Raw genomic sequence first — 19,140 nt, 5'->3', positions numbered from 1 at the left:
CTTGTGGTTAAAATCACACCATAACAAGTTATCCCGTACCACTTTTATAGTGATACGGGATTATTTTGGGGATGAAGTTAATAGATTATAATCTTTTGATACAGTCCCTATTTAAATAATAAGAAAGAAATTTTGTTGATTTCATCTCTGCAGACGTACGCTTTCCGCGGGCTTGGTCTCAGCGACAGTTGACGCTTCTACGGCGTCTTTCCCGCAATCTATTCCCACGACGCACAGGACGTGCTAGTGTCGATGTTGGCCACAGGACGTGGCCGGATTTAATCGACCCGGAGGCGCCGCCTTCCGTTCTTCAATCAAAGTATAATCACTTTGCATTTGGTTTCGGCCCCAGGTTTATAACACCTTGGCAAGCATCCACAGATAAGCGATTCGTGAGAACCCACAACAAACGTTAACAGCTCTTTCAGATTTTAAAGGACTTTTTCAGTGGCCTACTTTTGACAGCTCCTTTTTCCAGTTTCCTATACAAAAAAAATCGCCTCTTTCGGTGTAATGAAGTCACCACAACCATTAACGAAAGAAGGCGATTTTTATGAGTAACCTAGTGGTCACTTTCCAAGATTATACTATGAATCAGCTTTTTTTGATGCGTATCAGTGAGGCGGGCGTCCATGGTATTTTACGTTAAGGGCTTTTGATACAGACCCCTCCGCTTTATTGTATCGTATCGTAAATTAAAGTTGGTGCCTGAACTGTCTCCTTACTAAAGGTATAAGCATCCCGAAGTAAGGTCATTGTCTGCTCCACTGACTCCTGATTGGAGTGGAGAACAGCCAGAACTTCGCCCTTTTTCACTTCGTCACCGATTTTTTTATGAAGCTCAATACCAACCGCATGATCTATGCTGTCATCTTTTGTAGCTCTTCCTGCTCCAAGCATCATGGCCGCTTTCCCGATTTGTGCTGCATTCATTGCTTTGACTGCTCCTGATTCCTCAGAGAGCACATTGATTTTATAAGAAGCAGAAGCAAGAAGCTCTGGATTAATTACTGCTTCAACGGATCCTCCCTGTGCCTGAATGAATGATTTCATTTTCTCCAGTGCTGCTCCGCTCTGCAGAACTTTTTCCACAAGTGAGCGTCCTTCTGCTTCGGTTGATACTTTTCCAGCAAGTATTGCCATATGAGTTGCAAGCTGCAAGCTCAATTCGTGAAGATCTTCCGGTCCATTACCCTGCAATGTTTCTATGGCTTCCTTCACTTCGAGCGCGTTCCCTACGAATCTGCCAAGCGGCTGGTTCATATCTGAAATAACTGCCATTGTTTTTCTGTTTAATGAGTTTCCAATATCCACCATTGCTTGAGCAAGCTTTTTCGCATCATCAAGCTTTTCCATGAAAGCACCTGAGCCAGTTTTTACATCAAGAACTATCGCATCAGCGCCAGCAGCTATTTTTTTACTCATAACCGAGCTCGCTATTAATGGGATCGAATCTACAGTAGCAGTTACATCTCGAAGAGCATACAGTTTCTTATCAGCAGGAGTTAAATTACCACTTTGCCCTGCTACTGCAATTTTATTTTCATTGACCAGACGTACAAATTCACTTTGGCTTATTTCTGTGCGAAAGCCTGAAAAGGCCTCCAGTTTATCAATCGTACCACCTGTGTGGCCCAGCCCTCTCCCTGACATTTTAGCCACCGGAATTTCCAAGGCTGCCACCAGTGGTCCAATAATTAATGTAGTTTTATCTCCTACACCACCAAAGTTAATAAAATTCGACTAAAAACTCTTGGTTCTAAATTAATCTTATCATTAAAATTTGTTCTTTTTTAATCAAAGGTTTTATCTCCTGTATTTTTATCTATTAATTTAAAAGTTTACCAAGGATTTATTATCCAATATAGATAGCAACTGAATGTTTTGCTCGAGTGAGTGCTACGTAATATTTTGCCAATGTTTGTCCTTTTATATTTGATTCGCGTCCTATCGCATGATTTTTTATATTCTTGGTAGGAAAAATTAAAACATGGTTCCTTGTTAATCCTTTAGAATTTCCGAACGTCATATGTTCTATGTGATTTGGCAAACCCAATTTTTTAGCCCTCGGTAAAGATCTACGATCATAGTAAAGGAGCGTAGGTGAGTTTTCCTCTACATAATCAAGTAAGCTTTCTTGATTATCTATAAGATAAATACCTTCAGTATCATGTCGTTTACGTTGAATGTCAGCTATTAAGTTCAGATCATTAAAAAGAGGATTAACGAAATCGCATATCTCCTGATTACATCGATAACATATGTTTAATGACTCAATATTAGAAATTCCCATTTCTGTTATAAAGAAATTAAAGATTTTCTCATTTTTGTACTGTGTATGCATTCGACTAGTATTTGTTGAATAAGTTGATTGTCTATGGTCTCCAACCAAGATGATATTACAATCCAAATAATATAATAACCTTAAAACTTCCAAGTCATGTCCATTTAAATCTTGTATCTCATCAATAAGAACAGTACTATACATCTTTTGTATTCTGTTAGATATACAACCTTTAGTGATATAATTAGCATTAACAACAAATTGTGCCAATCTTTCAGAATAAAGATTATTTTGCTTATTTATATAATAGCGTTTAGTTTTAGAATTCACTCCCTTTATTTTCGGGATCTCACTCTCCCTGGTATTATCTAGACCTTCAATGGGTGGCATACCTAACATCTTACGATAAGGTTTTGCTAACTCGTTGAGCAAAAATTCTATCCAAGTTCGACATTCAATTTTTTGTGGGACAATTCCCTCTTTTTTAACAATATCCTCTTTCATCGAACGTAAATTGTTTCTTGTAAATGTAAGGTAAAGAACTTTCCCTTCTAACATTAATTGTTGGGCTTCATTAATGAGTAGCGTTGTTTTTCCTGTGCCAGCGCCAGCCTGTATAATTCTTTTAATGTACAGCATCTAAAATATACCTCGGATACTCAAAATTTTCTTCCTGATCAAGAAATACTTCTAATGCCCAATCTGTTTTATTACCTTCCATAAATTTATTCATCTCTTCTATAGTAATATCAGGTTTCTTTAACACCTTTTTAAGACGCTCAAAATTATTACCTTTAAATAAAAGCTGAGGTTCGAGAGTGTTTAAATTGTTATTCGTGTCAGCACATATTTTAATATAAGGCATTCTATATTCCATATATTTGTTCTCTATATTTTGCTGGAAATTTCCGTCGTTATCGGTTACCACACAGGTATTTATCTCTATTAGTTTTGCAATATCTAAAAAACGTTTAAATGATAATCCGTTTACACTAAAAACATCGACACCATCGTCTAGAGGTGTCTTCCCATTATGTTGATCCATATAACATTTAGTTACAATCAATTCATCTGCTGGGCCTTCCACTAATATGACTTTACTTGATAAAATAAAGCGTAATGTATTATAACTAGGAAGTTTTTGAAAATATCTAACAGTATCTTTAGATAATTCATTAAATGAACTATTTCCCCATTTGCTAAGTAAAATAAGTTTATTTAAATGTAGTTTGTTTAGGATATATGATTCATGTGTTGATACGAAGATTTGTTGATCGTCGGATAATTCCATCAACCGATTAAGTAATTTTCGCATGTTTGCAAAAGATAAGTGATTCTCAGGCTCTTCCATTAACAATATAGTCTGTTTTTCTCTTCGATTCTGTACTGCATAAACTGATTTCAACATATTTTGATTCCCAGTTCCGATATTTTCAAATGGAATGTTATCAATATATGCGTTTACAGCAGTTTCCCAACTTGTTTTACGACTGACATCTAATGAAAGGGCTATTTCTGAAGAGTCTTCTTCACTAAATGAACCTTGTTTCTTCTCATTCAAACTTTTATTTAATTTTCTCACTTCTTCATGTTTTGCAAACTGCTCTTTGTATTCACGATACAATACTGAAAGATTTGCTCGTTGCTTTTTCTCTAATGTATTATCAATTATTCCCATAAAATGTTTTTGTGGTAATTGACTAAAGGATGAATCACTAGAATCTATAAAATATGATTTAAAAGGTATTGATCGTGGGGTAATATTATGATCACCGAAACTTTTCCACTCTACCATATAGAATTCAGTTGGAATAAAAGATATCTCTTTATTTTTTAGGTATTCTAAATACTCCTCCTCGTACCTCTCGTCAAATTTTATTTTAAAAGTAAATCCCAGATGATCCTTGGTCTCTGAGTTTTCACTTCCACGAAACTTATTTAAGTCTTGATCTTCATCCTCAGAAAAAAATATTTCAATCATTATTGTTGGTGGAGTCACTGTCTCAATCTCTTCATTTCGGTAACGTATAGCTTCCTCAAGAAATTTTTTTGTAGTCTCTATATTAAAAAGGTATGGATTAATTTCATGATAAATAGGTCGATTTCGAAGATAACCTGTTAATGCCAAATGTACCATCTCTAGAATTGAAGATTTTCCCGTTCCATTATTTCCAATTAACACATTCATATCATTGTTTATATATAAATCTAAATCTTGAAAATGTTTGTAGTTCTCTACAATAATCCTTTCTAAAGACATATCGTTCCACCTACTTTGACAGAGATTTTAGAAATGGAGTAGCATACTTAACACCTCATGGAGCTACAATAATACTCGTTTCTTCAAAAAACATTATAAAGCCAGTCACTTATTAATATTAATAATTTTTCAAAGTGACATCATAATTACAAGTTTTTTCGATAGATATTTAATTTTTAGATTTTAGTAAACATTTAATTAACTTTTTAATCTGATCACCAGACTTAATTAGTTTTTCAATGCTCTCTCTTTCAACAGTTTTACTTTCTTGATTTTTCAAAAATGAGAACCTATTAACTACAGAAGAAAATTTTTTTATATCTGTATCTTTTTCTAAAAGATAAATAAATTCATTTTTAAATTTAATTAAAGAATCTAATTCTGTAGCCTTTTTAAGGCTTTCAACTGAAAACTCATTATCTTTATTATTTGCTAAAAATAAATTAAATCGTTCTAAGGTATCCTCCAAATCACTTATGACTAATAAACAAATAGTTCTTTCCAATTTTCTTTCTTTTAATTTTTCTAAATTTTTATTTGCCTCTACTTGCATTTTTGCTACATAAAAAGCTACTATTCCACCAATAATGGATCCTCCGATTGTTGAAAATATAACGAGATAAGTATTTATGACATCAATACGCAAGTTTGACTTGTCTAATATTAAAATTAGAAAAGTTATTAGAATTACAAACAATAGACCAGCTAATTTTGTCATAACCCTTTTTTCTCTTCAAGCTTCCACATACATTTTTCAAAATCTTCATCGGCATAAGTTAAAGGTGACACATCAACCTTTTCATAAATTTGCAATGCATCGTCGTCTTTTATAATTGGTTTTTCCAAACGTTCAAAAAATATATTAATTCTTTCTGGATGTTGTGATGGGTTAAAATCATCACATTCTTCTGTTTCACAACCAACATAGGTATTAGGAATTTCCTTACGATCAAAATACGTTTTATAATTATTTAAACAATTTGGACAGTCAACCAAATATTTAATTTTAAGTAAAGGATCAGTAGCTGTGAAATACTCTTCTGAGGCAGCTAGAGCAAAAACTAACAACCCTAATTTTTTATCGATGTTGCTTTCTTGTATAAATGAAAACGGATTAAGGTAATCAGAATACATTTCAGATTGTGTCGCTAACCAACTATCAAATTTATTCACTAAATAATCATTCATATACTTATTTGTTTTGATAATTTCTAATTTCGGAAAGTACATGAAATATATCATCCTTACTCAGATATTTATAAAAATGTATTTGGTAATATTCACTAGTTGCTTCTAATTTTGTTCGTAAAATCTCATTCTTCTGAAACCAATAAACCCACAGTATGTCGTATGCTCTTGACTTATCTATAGTGTCTCTAGTATCGTAATATATTTCTGATAGCTCTATGGCTTTTTCTTTTTCTTTGGAGCTTGCTTTTATTTTTCCACCTGCCTTATCAGAAAAATGAAACATATGAACGTATCCTTTTTTCCCAGGTTTATTAACTTTTAACTGTGTAAAATTACTTTTGATTAATGCTCGTTCAAATAATCTAGTAAGCCGAAATTTTAAATCAAAAATTTCAGGATCAATGCCGGGTAATTTACTTTGCATTTCTTCTGCAAAATCATTAATTTCCTTTTTATATTTACTTACCTCTTTTTTCCATTCTTCCTCCCCTTTTTCTGTCATGTCTTTAGCAATTTCATAGAGAGTATTCTTAAAAAAAATTGATGTAATTAAATTTATACTGAAAATGTCTTCAATAATTTTCTTAATTTTATAAAAAAGCTGAACATCGTTTATCTTATTAGATATATTTCCTCCAACTACTTTAACTGCATTAGCTCTTGGTCGCATTCTCACACTAAATATTTTTTCATTAGGATTAATTGTTACAAAATAGAAATTATTATCTTTTTTAATTACTTTATCTTCATTGCCTGAAATATTTATAGTTTCAACGAAAGTCAAATTAATTTCTTTGCAGGTAGATATCGTATACTCAGCTAATAACAATTTTTCAGGTAAATAAAAATCAATTAATTGTAGTTCTGGTAATTCCCAGCCTTTTATTCTCAATAAATTTTCCAATTTTGTGATATTTAATGACCTTATTTTATTTAAATCTTCAGTAGCTATTTCATAACAAAACATAGTTCTGTTGTGACCATATCTCGTTTCATGTTCTAAAAACTCATAAAGATCGTTATATGGAATTTTACCATTATCGACATTTTCTTCTAGTTTGCTTATTAAATCTTCGCTAATTTCAGTAAATTGAATACTATATTTTCTTAAAAAATTCTTTAAAGGAGTATTTGTAATATTCTTTTTAAAATCTTTCCTTAAAGTATATTTTTTCTCTGTGTCGGCGCCCATATTCTTCTCTCCTTATAAATCTGGTGGGAATATTAATTAAAAATTTCGAGATCTTTACACTATGTATAAAGTACTGAATCCAACATATTCTTGTCAATTTTAACATTATATAGGAATGATTTGGGAAAAACTCATCAAAAAAAGTTGAGAAATAGCTTCTCAACTTTTTCGAAAATAAATGATATACATAACCTTGTAAGTAGTTTAACTTATGACCTCATTTATTAAATTATTGGGGTTAGTCTTAGAATTTTCTATATTATACGCTGCTCTAATTTTCATAATTGATTTATTTGGTTCTCTATCATTTGAATGTATAATTGCAATTGTTTCTCCTGCACTAACAGAGTCACCGATTTTCTTATTTAAAGTAATACCAACAGCATGATTAACTAAGTCATCTTTTGAAGCTCTGCCGGCACCTAAATACATCGCAGCAATTCCTATGGATTCAGCATCTATTTCGCTCACAAAACCTTCAGTATCTGCCTTTACATCAATGTGATATTTAGCTTCTGGAAGTTTACTTACATTCACAATTTGATCTACATCCCCACCTTGAGCAATAACGAAATTTTTAAATGCTTCAAATGCCTTTCCGTTTTCAAGATTTTTCTCAAGCTCTTTAAAAGCTGATTCAGTATCATCAAAAACCCCTGCTAATACCGCCATGTGTGATCCAAGTACCAATGAGAGTTCACGCAAATCCTGAATATTTTTCCCTTGCAGTACTTCCACTGCTTCTTTAATTTCATTAGCATTTCCAATTTCAAATCCAAGAGGTTGATTCATATCGCTTATCACAGCAACTGTTTTCTTGCCAACATTGTTTCCAATAGTAACCATAGCTTCAGCAAGAGCCTGAGATTCCTCCAATGTTTTCATAAAAGCACCAGATCCTGTTTTTACATCAAGTACTATCCCATCAGCACCAGACGCAATCTTTTTACTCATGATTGAACTAGCAATCAAAGGGAGAGAGTCAACCGTTGCTGTTACATCCCTTAGAGCGTAAATTTTTTTATCTGCTGGTGCTAAGTTTCCACTTTGACCAACTAATGACAATTTATGAGTATTCACATTATTAATAAATTGTTCTCTAGATAATTCAGTTTGGAATCCAGAAATGGATTCTAATTTATCTATAGTACCCCCGGTATGTCCAAGACCTCTTCCTGACATTTTAGCAACAGGTACGCCTACTGAAGCAACCAAAGGGGCTACAATAAAGCTGGTTTTATCTCCCACACCTCCAGTAGAATGCTTATCTACTTTAAAACCTTGGATAGGAGATAAATCAATCATGTCCCCAGATGATGCCATTGCCCTTGTTAAATCAGCAGTTTCTTCTTTATCCATCCCATTAAAATAAATTGCCATCATTAAAGCAGAAACTTGATAATCAGGAATTTTTCCTTCTGTATAACCATTTACAAAAAAATATATTTCTTCTGTTGTTAATTTTTGGCTATCTCTTTTTTTCTGTACGACATCTACCATTCTCATGAACATACCACCCCATTCAATCTTAGACAGTTTCTCACCTGGGTAAATAAGAACTCAGGTTTCACATCTTCGTTAATATATTTAATAAAACAATTTATGTCTATAGAATATGCATCTACTATTTTCATAACATTTTTATAGCTCGGGAGCCTAATTCCTCTAATTATTTCTTTACATGTTGATTCATTAATATTAGTTTTTATTGATATATCACTTATAGAGCTAGTTCTGACTTCTCTATAATTTAAAATCCAATTTCTAAATAAAAATGCTTTTTTGATAAGTCTGCCTATATATTCATAAATATTAAGGTGCCAGTCTTTAGTGAGGTTTATGGTGAGTGTTCGCTCAACTATGGAGTGGTTGTCTCCTACACCACCGGTGGAATGCTTGTCTACTTTTGTTCCTTGAATTTCAGATAAGTCAAGCTGATCTCCTGATTCAGCCATCGCATACGTAAGTGAAGCTGATTCATTTTGTGTCATGTCTTGGAAGTAAACAGCCATTGCCAGGGCAGATGCCTGGTAATCAGGGATTTCTCCACTGCTGTAGCCATTCACAAACCAACGGATCTCTTCGTCGGTGAGAATTTTTCCATCCCTTTTTTTAGAAATAATATCTACCATTCTCATATTCAATTCCGCCCTTTCTATCAAGCAGGTAAAGATTGAATTACTTCTTTTACCAATGAAATAAATTTCGGTTTTGTCTTCGCTGCGGCTGCCATCACTTGTTCATGACTGACTCCTTCTAATTCTTCTCCAATAGCCATGTCTGTGACACAAGAGATACCAAGAACCCGCAGGCCTGCATGATTTGCGACGATAACCTCTGGAACAGTAGACATTCCGACAACATCTCCTCCGAATCTGCGGAGCATAATTAATTCAGCTGCTGTCATAAATGCAGGTCCTGTAATTCCTGCGTAAACCCCTTTCTGCAGGCGTAAGCCGAGGGACTCCCCAGCATGGAGGGCAGCGCTGATACAGGTTTTATCGTAAGCGGAACTCATGTCCGGGAACCGGGGGCCGAGTTGATCATCATTAGGTCCGATCAGAGGATTTTGCCCTGTCATATTCAAATGATCTTCTATAATCATTAAGTCTCCTGGCTGAAAATTTTTATTCATCCCTCCACAAGCGTTTGTTACAAATAGGAATTCTGCTCCGAGTGATTTCATCACCCGGACTGGAAAAGTAACTTCCTGCATAGAGTACCCTTCGTAATAATGGAAACGGCCCTGCATCGCGATAACCTTTTTTCCTTTTAAAGTCCCGATTACAAGACGTCCAGCATGGCCTTCAACGGTAGAAACAGGAAAATGAGGGATGTCTTTGTATTCAATTTTTACAGACTGATCTATTTCTTCAGCTAAATCACCGAGGCCGGATCCTAGAATTAATCCAATCTGTGGTGCTTCTTCTGTAAGGTTTTGGATGAATTCAGCTGCCTCTTTTGCTTTTTCTGCGATATTTTTCATTGTTCCTCATCCTCTTTCATACTACTTACGATCTCTTTCATAAGGGCCAAAAATTGCTCTTTGACCCGCTCAGTTGTTTCCATTACTTCATCATGCGATAGTGGCTGGTCAAGAATGCCGGCAGCCATATTGGATATGCAGGATATGCCAAGGACCTTCATGCCACTGTGACCGGCTGCTATCACTTCAGGAACGGTAGACATACCAACTGCATCCGCCCCCAGCAGTCTAAGCATACGAATTTCTGCAGGTGTTTCATATGCTGGACCTGTATTGGCAGCGTACACTCCCTCCTGAAGGGATATTTGAAGCTTTTCTGCACCCTGTCGTGCCGATTCAAATAACGTTTTTGAATAAACAGATGACATGTCTGGAAAACGTGTTCCTAGAGAATCATCATTTTTTCCAATCAGAGGATTAGCACCCATCATATTTATATGGTCGGTAATCAACATAAGATTTCCTGCTTTAAAGGACTCGTTCACTCCTCCAGCAGCATTGGTAACGAGCAACGTATTAACGCCCAGTGCTTTCATCACGCGTACAGGAAAAGTAACATCTTTCATCGAATAGCCCTCATAATAGTGGAAGCGGCCTTGCATCGCGGCGACAGGCTTTCCTTCAAGTCTTCCGAATACAAGTCTGCCGGCATGACCTTCCACTGTCGAAACGGGAAATCCGGGAATGTCCTGGTAGGAGATATTTATTGGATTTTTTATCTCATCTGCAAGAACACCGAGACCTGAGCCAAGGATCAAACCTGTTGCAGGTACTTCTTGTATATGAGCTTTTAAATATTCAGCTGCCTTCATGCTTAAATCATTAGTGGTCATTTATCTCTTCCTTCCCATTTTAAACTTTGCAAAAAACTGCTTCCATAATCAGGCATCTTCACTTGGAAATTATCCGCGATGGTTGCTCCGATATCTGCAAATGTTTGTCTCACCCCCAGGAATTCCCCTGGGGACTTCGATGGAGTATAAGCAAGAAGCGGAACAATTTCCCGTGTATGGTCGGTTCCCGGATGGACAGGATCATTGCCGTGATCTGCCGTTATGATAAGTAAATCATCCTCTTTCAGAATTTTAATAAGATCAGGAAGCTGTCTGTCAAACTCTTCGAGCGCCTTTCCATAACCTTCAGGATCCCGGCGGTGTCCGAACTTAGCATCAAAATCTACAAGGTTCAAAAAGCTGAGACCGTTAAACGATTTACCGGCTGTTTCGATCATTCGATCCATCCCATCATTATTAGAGGTGGTGCGGATAGACTGCGTTACACCTTCTCCATCGAAAATATCACTTATCTTGCCGATAGCGAGACTATCATAGCCTGCTTCTTCAAGAGTATTCATGACGGTTTTCCCAAATGGCTTGAGTGCATAGTCGTGACGGTTGGCAGTTCTCACAAACGCCCCGGAAGGACCAATAAACGGTCTTGCAATAATTCTGCCCAGCATATAAGGCGCATCGTATGTCATTTCTCTCGCTTTTTTACAAATGTCATAGAGCTCATCAATCGAAACGACTTCTTCATGTGCCGCAATCTGCAGCACAGAATCAGCAGATGTATAAACGATGATGCTGCCCGTTTTTACATGCTCCTCTCCAAGCTCTTTAATAATTTCGGTACCAGAAGCAACTTTATTTCCAATCACTTTTCTACCGGTTTCCTGCTCGAGCCTGCTGATTAATTCCTTTGGAAAGCCGTCAGGAAATGTTCTGAATGGTTCTTTCAAATGAAGTCCCATCATTTCCCAATGTCCGGTCATTGTATCTTTACTGTTCGAAGCTTCTTCCATTACTCCGTAGTGAGCAAGCGGTGAATCTGTTGTTTCGATTCCTTTCACCTGCTTTATGCGGCCAAGCCCAAGCTTTTCCATTGCAGGCATACGTAAGCCATTACATTTTTCAGCAATGTGTCCGAGTGTATCTGCTCCAATATCCCCAAAACTCCCCGCATCCGGTGCTTCACCAATTCCTACCGAATCCATTACGATTACAAACACTCTATTAAAAACTTTATTTTGCAATGTTAAGCCGCCTTTCCCGTATAATCTAAATAATAATAAAACCGAAGCTATCTTAGCATAATTAAGCTCTCGGATGGTAATGATGATACACATCTTTCAATTTATGGGTGGAGACGTGCGTATAAATTTGTGTTGTAGAAATATCGGAGTGGCCGAGCATTTCTTGGACTGCTCGAAGATCCGCCCCATTTTCAAGCAGATGGGTCGCAAAAGAGTGGCGCAGCGTATGAGGGGTCAGTTTTTTGCCCAATCCGGCTTTTACTGCAGATTTTTTAAGAATCTTCCAAAAGCCCTGTCTCGAAAGCCCTGTCCCTAAATGGTTAACAAACAAAATATCATGCTTTCTATTTTTCATTAGCTGTGGTCTCGCTTTATGTATATATCGTTCAATAGCTTCACCGGCAATTTTTCCAAGCGGGACAATCCGTTCTTTACTTCCTTTGCCCGTGCAATGTACAAACCCCATCTGCAGGTGAATATCACCTTTTTCCAGACTGCAGAGTTCACTGACCCGCAGTCCGGTTGCATACATTAACTCAAGCATCGCTTTATTTCTCCGGTCAAAGGAATTTACTCCATCTGCTGCTTCAAGAAGTTTTTCTACCTCTTTTGGAGTCAGTATATCTGGAAGCTTTTTTTCTCCCCGAGGAATTTCTATCAATTCGGAAGGATCCTTAGTAGAGCGCTGCTCTCTAAGAAGAAATTGGTGGAAAGCGCGCAGTGAGGATATATTTCTTGCTAAGGTTGAAGCAGATCTTCCCGAATCCTTGAGTTCGTATAAGTATTGAAGAATATGAGTTCTATCAATCTCAGAAACTTCTTTTATATTTTGTGCTGTTAAAAATTTTATATATTGTGTCAGATCTCGATTGTAAGAGCGCAGGGTGTTATCGGAGAGCCCTTTTTCCACCTGACAGTAATGAATAAAATCGTGAATGTCCTCTTCCACCTTTTCATTCAGCCCCCTTGTCTTCCATCTCCATTTGATACACCTGTTCAGCTTCTTTTTCTGGAGCCTTCAGTCTCTCATCAGCTTCATATTCTTCACTTAACCTTACAATACCATAATAAAAAACGAAAATGCAGATGATAAATACGATGAAAAGCTTCATTACATCCGCCATATAAGATATCCATACTTTCATGTTGTTCCCTCTTTTCTAAGCTCAGTAACATATACTCTAGCTATGACAAAGAAAGAGAATTTTAAACGTAATCAAAAAGAAAAACCTCTTCTGCTGAAAAGGTTTTAACGTATATTGCTTACTTCTTCATTTTTGTTCGGGCTTTCTTCTCTTGTATTTGTCTTGCAGCGGTGGCATACACCGTGAAAGGTAAGACGATGGTCTTTTATTTTAAAATCCCAGTCCCGTTCTACTATTTTCTCAACATCTCCGAGCAGATCTTCCTGTATTTCATCAACAGAGCCGCATTCAATGCAGACAAGATGATGATGAAAATGATCTGCTCCTTCCTTGCGGAGATCATAGCGGGATACTCCATCACCGAAATTAATTTTATCTACGATTTCTAAATCATTAAGTAGTTCAAGTGTCCGGTATACGGTAGCCAGACCGATCTCCGGTGCTTTTTCTTTTACGAGCAGATAAACATCCTCCGCACTTAAGTGGTCTTCTTCGTTTTCGAGAAGGACTCTTACTGTAGCTTCCCTCTGGGGTGTCAGCTTATAGCTTTGAGAATGAAGGTGTTTTTTTATGCGGTCAATTCGTTGCTCCATCTATGAACACTCCCCTTGTTGAAACGGCTATAATTATTATATATTTTGCCATAGAGGGTGTCAAATAATAATAATAATCAATAGCACATTATAATAATTATTAAATGAGAAAAGGAAGTGATTATCACTCTCCTATAACAAGTCTGATGAAAATGGGAGAGATATATCCTTCGAATAATGAAGCAGATGCGAGCATTACGAGCACAAAGCAGGCAGCCATCAAAGATCGTGTCAGTACAGCAGGTATATAGCTGGAGCGATTTTGTTTAAATAGATGTTTAATAATACTTAGAGAGATACCAATCGAAACTGCTGACATAATCATATAACATGGGATGACTACAATATTCTGTGGTAAAATTGACGCAACCGCCAGGAAAAATCCTTTACTTCCCATCTGCTGCACGAGAAATCCGATTGTAAAGCCGGATACAACTCCTTTTAAAAACAGCAGAATAAGGATAAAAGGCACTCCTGCAACTGAAAGTCCGAGCACCCACATTAATCCAATATAACCTGCATGATGTGATAGACTCTGCTTAAATATTTGAGCAGACGTAACGAAAGAGCCTTTTTCAAATTGCGTTAAAAATTGCTGTACATAGCGATGAAGATCATTTTTTATTCCAAGCGGCAGGCTGTTCACAAGAACTGCCCCAAAAAATACGCCCATCATCAGTAAAACAAAGGTGAACCAATAGAGTGACTGTTGCTCTTTTACATGTCGCCGAACATGTAAAGAAAGTGTATGCAGCATAGTAAAAGGCCTCCCCTGTGAGCATGTCCTTTTTCATCCTATGACCGGGAAGGCCTTTCTATTACCTGAGGATTCTATTTAAAGCTGTCACGCTCTTTTAAAAGCAGATACTGGATTGCAAACACTGTTTTTGCGTCATGAATCTCTTCATTTTCTATCATCGCCTGCGCTTCCTTTAAATCCACTTCGATCACATCTACAAATTCATCCTCATCAGTGCCGGCACTTCCTTCATATAAAGAGCCGGCTTCAAAAAGATAAACAATTTCGTCTGCAAAACCGGGCGAAGTGTAAAAGGATTGAAGATAGTCGAATGTTTTCGCCTTATAGCCTGTTTCTTCTTCTAGCTCCCGTGCGGCTGAGCTCCTGGCATCTTCTCCTTTTTCCAGCTTTCCTGCCGGAATCTCAACCAAATGTTTTTCTAGAGCCTTGCGGTATTGTTTCACCATAATAATTTTTCCGGCTGCATTTCTTGCAATAACAGCAACAGCACCAGGATGGGTGATAATTTCCCTTTTGCTTTTCTTTCCATCAGGTAATTCAACTTCGTGAACATCGAGCTCAATTATCTTACCTTCGAATATCTTTTTTTTATGTATCGTTTTCTCTTCCATATTCATGACGGTTACTCCTTTTACATATATTCTTGAATTATTTGGTCAAGCTGCGCAAAGCTTACTTCTCCTGATATTTTTTCAACAATGATGCCGTTTCTGTCAATAATGTAGGTGGTAGGAAGGGCCTGAATATTATAAACCTCCGCAATACTTCCATCTTCATCGATTAAAGCGGGCGTTCGAGTCATATCTAATTCTTTTACAAAATTTTCACCGTCTTCACGTGTTCTTTCATAAGAATTCATGTTGAGAGTCACCAGTGTCAGCCCTTCACTCTGATAATTTTCATGAATATCTATTAAAGCAGGAATTTCTTCCGTGCATGGTTCACACCAGGAAGCCCACATGTTTAAGATAACAACATCCTCTTCAAAGGATGATAATGAGAGTTTCTCCCCCTGATATGATGAAGCTTGAAAATCAGGCGCGGCATCTCCAACATCTGATCCAACCTTTGGCACCGTTACATTTGTAAAAAATACATACGCGACTGCTGCCACTGCCAATCCTAAAATAACAGTTGTTCTCCATTTACTGTTCAACGTCTGCTTCCTCCTAATTCGTAGCAGTGTGAATTACTACATATTGTACTAGGTTTTGAATAATAATCATACGGTTGAAAAAAGGAAGCTGTGAACAGTCTAAGACAAATGATTTTCACTCTTTGCAGTTATCCATTCATTTGCTAAACTAACAGAGGACTTTGAAATGAGGAGTGAAATTTATGAGCTTTTTAGAAGCAGTAATATTCGGGGTGGTTCAGGGAATTGCAGAATTTCTGCCCATCTCAAGTACGGCGCACGTCATAATAGCACAAATGATGCTCGGATATAGTATTCCTGGACTATCATTTGAGATTTTTCTTCATTTAGGTTCTGTGGCAGCGGTGATATTGTTTTATAGAGAAGACATTATTCAGCTGTTGACCAGCTTTTTTCGATACATATCCAAAAAAAATCCGCAGGACCGGACTGAATTTTATTTTAGTATCTATATTGTAATCGCTACGATAATTACCGGAGTATTAGGAATAATTTTAGAAGATGTGATGGCGGAAAATTTAAAAACTCCTTCTGTGATTGGAGGCTCTCTCGCATTAACAGGACTCTTTTTAATTCTTATTGAACGATTTCACACGATTGGAAGCAGAACAGAAAAGGATTTAACTATCGTTGACTCCATTATTATCGGGGTGGCCCAGGCACTAGCGGTCATCCCCGGTCTTTCCAGATCCGGAACTACATTAATTGCAGGATTATACGCAGGTCTTAATAGAGACACAGCAGTACGATATTCCTTTTTACTATCTATCCCGGTTATTCTTGGCTCTACAGTGATGGCGATAGGAGATGTATCAGCCGGTTCCCTTGCTTCTGTCGGTACAGGACCGCTCATTGGTGCAATGATCGCTTCGTTTGTTGCCTCCTACTTCGGAATCCTTTTACTCATCAATTTCTTGAATAAAGGACGTCTCATCTACTTTGCATTGTATTGTTTTCTCCTTGCCGCCGTTGTTATTTTATTTCTTAATCCAGCAGAGGTGGAACTTTAAGTATCATGCATTTAATTGAGATGATGGCCTTCTCAGGTTGAGGGGTAATTTGGCTTTCATATAAAAGTGGTAACAGAGTCTCCTGCTTAGACCTGTTACCAAAAGTTTCAAATTTTATCATACTATGCTTTATTCTCAATAGAAGCATGATTACTGTGATTAATGATTTTTTACCCCATGCTCCGGAATAGCCATTGTTTTTCGAACTGTTTGAAGCCGCTCATGATGCTTCATAAAATAATAGCGGATACTGTCCGCAAGCGCATGCCAGCTTGCTTCTACAATATTTTCCGAAACACCAATGGTGCTCCACTTATTTTTCCCGTCAGATGATTCGATTAATACTCTCACAGCGGAAGCAGTCGCTTCCGCATCATCAAGAACCCTCACCTTATAATCGGATAAATGCATTTCCCGGACTAGGGGATAATATTCGCCAATAGCTTTTCTTAAGGCATGGTCGAGAGCATTTACAGGTCCATTTCCTTCTGCGGCGGTCATCACCATCTCTCCATTTATGCTCACTTTAACAAGTGCCTCGGTTGATAATGATAAATCCTCTTCTTTATTAGTAAATATCTTAAAATGGTCAAGTCGGAAATATTCGTGGTTTTCACCTATGCCATTGCGGATCAGCAGTTCAAAGGATGCTTCTGCCGCTTCATACTGATAGCCTTTATGTTCCATTTCTTTCATCTCAGCAATTGTTTCTTTCACAGCCGGATCTTTTTTATCAAGAGAAAAGCCCAGTTCTTCTGCTTTAAAGAGCAAATTACTCTGTCCTGAAAGCTCTGAAACGAGAACCCGCCGTTCGTTGCCTATAAGTTTCGGATCGAGGTGCTCATAAGTTTCCGGATGCTTCAGCACTGCACTTACATGCATCCCACCTTTATGGGCAAAGGCGCTCTTTCCTGTAAACGGCTGATTATTAGGCGGAGTCTGATTGGCAATCTCATGAACATATTTAGAAATTGCGGTAAGCTGGCGAAGCTGATCCTCCGCGACACAGACTCTGCCCATTTTCAGCTGCAGATTCGGAATAATTGATACGAGATTTGCGTTACCGCACCTTTCCCCGTATCCGTTCATGGTACCCTGGATATGAACCGCTCCAGCTTTTACAGCTTCAAGTGTATTGGCAACAGCAAGTTCACCATCATTATGACAATGTATACCAATCGGTATCCGTAATACCTTTTTTACCTCAATGATAATTTCAGCTATCTCATCGGGCAGCGTTCCACCGTTTGTGTCACACAACGTAACACAGTCCGCACCGGCTTCTTCAGCGGCAAAAACAGCCTTGAGAGCAAATGTTTTATTATTTTTAAACCCGTCAAAGAAATGTTCGGCATCAAAAATGACTTCCATTCCATTTTCTTTTAAAAATCGTACCGAATCATAGATCATCTGAATGTTTTCATCAAGCGTAATTTGAAGTGCTTCCTCTACATGAAAATCCCAGGTTTTTCCAAATATAGCCGCTGCTTCTGCACCACTTTCTAATATTCTTGCCAGGTTCGCATCGTCTTTTGCATTAATTCCAGGCCTTCTCGTGCTTCCGAAAGCTGTAATAACCGCCTGATTCAGCGGAAGCTTCTTTGCTTCTTCAAAAAAATTCATGTCTTTCGGATTGCTGCCGGGCCACCCGCCTTCTATATAATGTACACCGAGCTGGTCCAGCTTAATCGCAATTTTTAATTTATCATCTACAGATAAGCTTATTCCCTCTCCTTGTGTACCATCTCTCAGCGTTGTATCGTAAAGCCAGACATCAGCATTCACTCATATTCCTCCTGTTTCGCCGCTCTTTTTTGCGAATATTTTAGATTATTCTCTCTTTTGAATATCACACAGTATAGCACAGACAAAGACATTTGACTATTGGGGAAAGACAGTTTCACAACGGGTTGATATGCCTATTTCAGGTGCCCTGTTGAATTAACCGCTGAACATGCATTGCTATATAAATGGTTTCATCCTCCGGCAGTTTCAGGCCAAAATGGGAATGCAGAGCGGATACAGCTTTCTCAGCACTTTTAAATGCCTGCGGGTAGCCAAGCTTCATCATCTCAATCATTGATTCAGGCGGCTTTGAAAGATGTTCTCCCTGATCCGCGGATTTTAGAGCGATATATAAATGAGTGAGGAGACCTTCGTATGCAATACTATTTTTAGAAAAGTCAGCCTTTAGCTCCTCCTCCATTACACTCGTCATGAATTGGAGCGACTCCATATGAGCCTGGAGCTGATCAGGATGTTCTTCAAGCCAGGTTATGTTTCTTTGCATAGCTGCTGCATCCATTTTATTTTCAGAGCCGAACAAAGCTTTAAAAGGTTTCTTTTGCAGTTCATTTAATATAAAAAGCTTTTCCACTGCCGTTTCATCCACAATGTCATTTTTTTTCTTTTGAAAAGCTATTCCCGCCCCTACTGCTACCTTTTCCTGCTGACCATCGTCTACAATAGCGGCATTATGATTCAATATTTTAATTATTTTCATTTTTTCCTCTCCCCGTCCCATCCCCTGA

18 protein-coding genes and 2 pseudogenes are annotated in these 19,140 nt (G+C 37.4%); 1 reads left to right on the top strand and 19 read right to left on the bottom strand.

Features of this window, described 5'->3' with window-relative positions:
* Window positions 1-675: 675 nt before the first annotated feature.
* From ACE4RR_RS07030 to ACE4RR_RS06950, 17 genes and pseudogenes are all read right to left on the bottom strand, one after another.
* Window positions 676-1,725: pseudogene (locus ACE4RR_RS07030) on the bottom strand (thymidine phosphorylase); the annotation flags it as partial.
* A 130-nt stretch (window positions 1,726-1,855) separates the two neighbouring features.
* Window positions 1,856-2,923 carry a UvrD-helicase domain-containing protein gene (locus ACE4RR_RS07025; protein ID WP_375534700.1) on the bottom strand — a complete coding sequence of 356 codons (1,068 nt, stop codon included), beginning with the start codon at window positions 2,921-2,923 and terminating at the stop codon, window positions 1,856-1,858.
* A complete protein-coding gene (locus tag ACE4RR_RS07020; protein WP_375534699.1) occupies window positions 2,910-4,544 on the bottom strand; it encodes an ATP-dependent nuclease in 1,635 nt (544 codons plus the stop codon). The genes ACE4RR_RS07025 and ACE4RR_RS07020 overlap by 14 nt, the downstream gene beginning before the upstream one ends.
* 169 nt (window positions 4,545-4,713) lie before the next feature.
* Window positions 4,714-5,262, bottom strand: coding sequence for a hypothetical protein (locus ACE4RR_RS07015; protein WP_375534698.1), 549 nt, complete (start codon window positions 5,260-5,262; stop codon window positions 4,714-4,716).
* The gene (locus ACE4RR_RS07010) at window positions 5,259-5,774 is read right to left on the bottom strand and encodes a hypothetical protein (RefSeq protein ID WP_375534697.1); all 516 of its coding nucleotides are present in this window, start codon (window positions 5,772-5,774) and stop codon (window positions 5,259-5,261) included. Before ACE4RR_RS07010 ends, ACE4RR_RS07015 begins: the two co-directional genes overlap by 4 nt.
* Window positions 5,737-6,927: a hypothetical protein gene (locus tag ACE4RR_RS07005; protein ID WP_375534696.1), complete on the bottom strand. Its 1,191-nt coding sequence runs from the start codon at window positions 6,925-6,927 to the stop codon at window positions 5,737-5,739. The genes ACE4RR_RS07010 and ACE4RR_RS07005 overlap by 38 nt, the downstream gene beginning before the upstream one ends.
* Before the next feature lie 204 nt (window positions 6,928-7,131).
* Complete coding sequence (locus ACE4RR_RS07000; RefSeq protein WP_375534695.1) at window positions 7,132-8,433, bottom strand: pyrimidine-nucleoside phosphorylase; 1,302 nt, start codon at window positions 8,431-8,433, stop codon at window positions 7,132-7,134.
* Window positions 8,434-8,783: 350 nt separating this feature from the next.
* Window positions 8,784-9,065, bottom strand: a pseudogene (deoA, locus tag ACE4RR_RS06995) (pyrimidine-nucleoside phosphorylase); the annotation flags it as partial.
* A gap of 20 nt (window positions 9,066-9,085) precedes the next feature.
* Complete coding sequence (locus ACE4RR_RS06990) at window positions 9,086-9,913, bottom strand: purine-nucleoside phosphorylase (RefSeq protein ID WP_375534694.1); 828 nt, start codon at window positions 9,911-9,913, stop codon at window positions 9,086-9,088.
* A complete protein-coding gene (locus ACE4RR_RS06985; protein WP_375534693.1) occupies window positions 9,910-10,746 on the bottom strand; it encodes a purine-nucleoside phosphorylase in 837 nt (278 codons plus the stop codon). The genes ACE4RR_RS06990 and ACE4RR_RS06985 overlap by 4 nt, the downstream gene beginning before the upstream one ends.
* Window positions 10,743-11,945 (bottom strand): phosphopentomutase, encoded by a 1,203-nt coding sequence (gene deoB / locus ACE4RR_RS06980; protein ID WP_375534692.1) that lies wholly within the window; start codon window positions 11,943-11,945, stop codon window positions 10,743-10,745. The genes ACE4RR_RS06985 and deoB overlap by 4 nt, the downstream gene beginning before the upstream one ends.
* Window positions 11,946-12,006: 61 nt before the next feature.
* Window positions 12,007-12,894, bottom strand: a complete 888-nt coding sequence (gene xerD / locus ACE4RR_RS06975; RefSeq protein WP_375534691.1) for a site-specific tyrosine recombinase XerD — start codon at window positions 12,892-12,894, stop codon at window positions 12,007-12,009.
* Between the two features lie 4 nt (window positions 12,895-12,898).
* Complete coding sequence (locus ACE4RR_RS06970) at window positions 12,899-13,090, bottom strand: DUF4227 family protein (RefSeq protein WP_375534690.1); 192 nt, start codon at window positions 13,088-13,090, stop codon at window positions 12,899-12,901.
* A gap of 104 nt (window positions 13,091-13,194) precedes the next feature.
* Entirely contained in the window at window positions 13,195-13,683 is a 489-nt protein-coding gene (gene fur / locus ACE4RR_RS06965) for a ferric iron uptake transcriptional regulator (RefSeq protein WP_375534689.1), read from the bottom strand.
* A gap of 124 nt (window positions 13,684-13,807) precedes the next feature.
* Window positions 13,808-14,440: a stage II sporulation protein M gene (gene spoIIM, locus ACE4RR_RS06960; protein ID WP_375534688.1), complete on the bottom strand. Its 633-nt coding sequence runs from the start codon at window positions 14,438-14,440 to the stop codon at window positions 13,808-13,810.
* A 74-nt stretch (window positions 14,441-14,514) separates the two neighbouring features.
* Window positions 14,515-15,060, bottom strand: coding sequence for an NUDIX hydrolase (locus tag ACE4RR_RS06955; RefSeq protein WP_375534687.1), 546 nt, complete (start codon window positions 15,058-15,060; stop codon window positions 14,515-14,517).
* 14 nt (window positions 15,061-15,074) lie between these two features.
* A complete protein-coding gene (locus ACE4RR_RS06950) occupies window positions 15,075-15,599 on the bottom strand; it encodes a TlpA family protein disulfide reductase (protein ID WP_375534686.1) in 525 nt (174 codons plus the stop codon).
* Between the two features lie 182 nt (window positions 15,600-15,781).
* Here ACE4RR_RS06950 and ACE4RR_RS06945 point away from each other — a divergent pair, with 182 nt between their 5' ends.
* The gene (locus tag ACE4RR_RS06945; protein WP_375534685.1) at window positions 15,782-16,609 is read left to right on the top strand and encodes an undecaprenyl-diphosphate phosphatase; all 828 of its coding nucleotides are present in this window, start codon (window positions 15,782-15,784) and stop codon (window positions 16,607-16,609) included.
* Between the two features lie 159 nt (window positions 16,610-16,768).
* On the opposite strand, the gene cimA is transcribed toward ACE4RR_RS06945, so the two are convergent.
* On the bottom strand, window positions 16,769-18,394 hold the full coding sequence (gene cimA / locus ACE4RR_RS06940; protein ID WP_375534684.1) for a citramalate synthase: 1,626 nt from the start codon (window positions 18,392-18,394) through the stop codon (window positions 16,769-16,771).
* 139 nt (window positions 18,395-18,533) lie between these two features.
* A complete protein-coding gene (locus ACE4RR_RS06935) occupies window positions 18,534-19,112 on the bottom strand; it encodes a PRD domain-containing protein (protein WP_375534683.1) in 579 nt (192 codons plus the stop codon).
* Window positions 19,113-19,140 lie beyond the last annotated feature (28 nt).

The sequence above is a fragment of the Alteribacillus sp. HJP-4 genome, from assembly GCF_042139015.1.
Classification (GTDB): Bacteria; Bacillota; Bacilli; order Bacillales; family Marinococcaceae; genus JBHIKY01.
This window is presented reverse-complemented; position numbering and strand designations above follow the sequence as displayed.